Here is a 3,150-nt window from a genome sequence, read left to right on the forward strand (position 1 = left end):
TAAGTAGTCATATGCCAAAGCGTGGGCTCGTTCCATTAAAATTATTTATTGAGCATGTACAGGGAAATTCTAATTATTTATAAGAAAAGGAGGGAATGTATGAGGGGTGAAAAAACTTTATCTTTATTTAGATTATGTTTAAGTCTTCTAGCATGTAGCGCCATTATTACGCAATTCATAATCAGGGCACAAGTGAAACCGTTCAATCCAGTTAACTTTTTTAGTTTCTTTACGATCGAAAGTAACATTTTAGTTGCATGTATTCTCCTTTTAAGCAGTATCGGAACAGCTACATTTGGTCGATCAGAGCAGTTTGGTATACTTCGTGGTGCGGCAACGGTATATATACTTACGACAGGACTAATTTATTTTTTACTATTAAGAGGATTAGAAGAATCACTTCAAACTGCAATACCATGGGTAAATACGGTGCTGCATTATATCATGCCAATTACCATGCTTTTAGATTGGATTTTAAATCCACCAAATAAGAAAATCACCTGGAAAAAAGCTGCAAGTTGGCTCTTATTCCCGTTTTTTTACGTTGTATATAGCTTATTACGTGGTCCAATCGTAAATTGGTATCCATATCCTTTTTTAGATCCGAGAATAGGAGGATATGGTAGAGTCCTTTTTTAGTATAGAGAATAGGAGGATATGGTAGAGTCCTTTTATATAGTATAGGGATAGCTGTTGTAATTGGCGCTATTTGTATATTGGTAAGATTTTTAGGGAATCGAAATTTTAGGAAAGAATTTTAGAAATGCAAGAACCCCCACTGTTTCTGTTTTTAACAGTGGGGGTTCACTTTATCTACTCGTCTTCTGAAACGACAACTTTATAAATTTCTCCGTCTTCGTTTCAAATTCTACATCAACAAAAACACCATATTCTTTTCCATCTTCACGTAACCACAATTTAAATTTTTCAACAGTTATTTGAACTGTTTTGGGTTTTCTACCTATATGTAGATAATCAATAATTTCTGCTTTTGGGTATTGTTCTTTCGTCTTTTCTACGGCAAGTTTACCCCATTTGGCATACGGCGGCTGCGCATGAACAATTGATGAGCCTGTATATATATTTGAACATGTTGTTAGGAACAGAATGACGAGTGCGACACGTTTTAACGATTTTTTCATGATGAACTCCTTTTATCCTTTTTTTATATTGTTTACATATTTTTTCAACGATATTAGTTTGGATTTTTTTGTCTTCTTTACATAAAAGCGAGGCTTTTACAAAACATAACCAAGAAATCATTTCTGTAATTAAGGAGGGAAAAGTATGCGCCAAAAAGCTATTTTTAAAATAGCAGTTTTACTTGCGTTCATAGGACTGTCTTTAATGGTCAGTAGTATACAACTAAAGAATGTAGAAGCTTTTTCTAATCAAGTCATTCAAAGAGGAGCATCTGGCGAAGATGTCATTGAACTGCAATCTCGTTTGAAATATAACGGATTTTATACGGGAAAAGTGGATGGTGTTTTCGGATGGGGTACATATTGGGCACTTCGGAATTTTCAAGAGAAATTCGGATTACCCGTTGATGGTTTAGCTGGAGCTAAAACGAAGCAAATGCTCGTGAAGGCAACGAAGTATGACAAGTCCACTGCCAATAAAGGAAATAGTGGTAGTACTGCACAAAAAAATAAACCATCTCAAAATAAAGGGACAAATGTTCCGAATGGTTATTCGCAAAATGACATTCAACTCATGGCAAACGCAGTATACGGGGAATCACGTGGTGAACCGTATTTAGGACAAGTTGCAGTAGCTGCTGTTATTTTAAATCGTGTTACAAGTGCATCATTTCCAAATACCGTTTCAGGAGTAATATTTGAGCCAAGAGCCTTTACGGCAGTTGCGGATGGGCAAATATATTTAACGCCAAATGAAACAGCGAAAAAAGCTGTATTAGATGCGATTAATGGATGGGATCCAACAGGAAATGCTTTATATTATTTCAATCCAGATACTGCGACTAGTAAATGGATTTGGACTCGTCCACAAATTAAAAAAATCGGTAAACATATTTTCTGTAAATAGAGCGGAGGTGGGACAATGTTACGAGGTATTATCATTGTATTATTAACAGTCGGTGTAGTAGGAACAGGATACTGGGGCTATAAAGAGCACCAAGAGAAAAATGCGGTTTTAATTAGAGCGGAAAATAGCTATCAACGTGCATTCCATGATTTAGCATACGAAGTCGATTTATTACACGATAAAATTGGCACAACACTTGCGATGAATTCACGATCATCTTTATCACCTGCATTAGCGGATGTATGGCGTTTAACATCTGAAGCTCGCTCAGATGTAGGGCAACTTCCTTTAACATTAATGCCATTTAATAAAACGGAAGAATTTTTAGCGAATATCGGTGATTTTAGTTACCGTGCAGCCATTCGTGATTTAGAAAAAGAGCCTTTAAATGAGCAAGAATATAAAACGTTGCAAACTTTATATTCAAATGCAGGAAATATACAAGATGAACTAAGAAAAGTACAACATCTTGTTTTGAAAAATAATTTACGCTGGATGGATGTAGAAATGGCACTTGCATCAAATCGCGATCCAGCAGATAACACAATTATTGATGGATTGAAAACTGTAGAGAAAAACGTAACATCATATTCTTCTACAAACTTCGGACCGACCTTTACAAGTGCGCAAAAAAATAAAAAAGGCGGATTTGAAGCGCAAGGAAAGGCAATTTCTAAAGATGAAGCGGCGAAAATTGCAAAATCGTTTTTGAATTTAAAAGGAAATGAAAAAGTAGATGTTGAGAAAAGCGGAAAAGGTGCGAAAGAATCTTTCTATAGTGTGAAAATTAAAGATGAAGCAACGAACAATGAGTTTTATATGGATATTACGGGAAAAGGCGGATATCCAATTTGGGTTATGAATAACCGCGAAATTAAAGAACAGAAAGTTAGTTTAAACGATGCAGGTAGTAAAGGTTTGAAATTTTTAAAGGACCATAAGTTTAATAATATGGAGCTTTATGATAGCTCTCAATATGATAATGTTGGTGTGTTTACGTATGTAGTAAATGAAAATGGAGTACGAATTTATCCAGAAGCAATCCAAATGAAAATTGCTTTAGATGACGGTTCTATCGTAGGGTTCTCCGCAAAAGAATAT

Annotated in this window: 3 protein-coding genes and 1 pseudogene; 3 read left to right on the forward strand and 1 reads right to left on the reverse strand. The window is 35.3% G+C overall.

Annotation, left to right across the window (positions count from 1 at the left end):
• The first annotated feature begins 99 nt into the window (after window positions 1-99).
• Window positions 100-761, forward strand: a pseudogene (locus DN403_RS29275) (Pr6Pr family membrane protein).
• Window positions 762-809: 48 nt separating this feature from the next.
• Here DN403_RS29275 and DN403_RS29280 read toward each other — a convergent pair.
• Window positions 810-1,142 carry a DUF3889 domain-containing protein gene (locus DN403_RS29280; protein WP_000749154.1) on the reverse strand — a complete coding sequence of 111 codons (333 nt, stop codon included), beginning with the start codon at window positions 1,140-1,142 and terminating at the stop codon, window positions 810-812.
• 145 nt (window positions 1,143-1,287) lie between these two features.
• Between DN403_RS29280 and sleB the strand changes: the two genes are divergently transcribed.
• Both sleB and ypeB read left to right on the forward strand, forming a co-directional pair.
• Window positions 1,288-2,049, forward strand: a complete 762-nt coding sequence (gene sleB, locus DN403_RS29290) for a spore cortex-lytic enzyme (RefSeq protein WP_001249046.1) — start codon at window positions 1,288-1,290, stop codon at window positions 2,047-2,049.
• 15 nt (window positions 2,050-2,064) lie between these two features.
• Window positions 2,065-3,150, forward strand: a 1,086-nt coding sequence (ypeB, locus tag DN403_RS29295) for a germination protein YpeB (protein ID WP_149186052.1), incomplete at its 3' end; no start/stop codon positions are given.

This window comes from Bacillus sp. AY2-1, from assembly GCF_008368965.1.
GTDB lineage: Bacteria > Bacillota > Bacilli > Bacillales > Bacillaceae_G > Bacillus_A > Bacillus_A thuringiensis_S.

Bases quoted from the DNA above. Each gene is read 5' to 3' on its own strand.
- DN403_RS29280 (WP_000749154.1), bottom strand. From the start codon at position 1,142: ATGAAAAAATCGTTAAAACGTGTCGCACTCGTCATTCTGTTCCTAACA.
- sleB (WP_001249046.1), top strand. From the start codon at position 1,288: ATGCGCCAAAAAGCTATTTTTAAAATAGCAGTTTTACTTGCGTTCATA.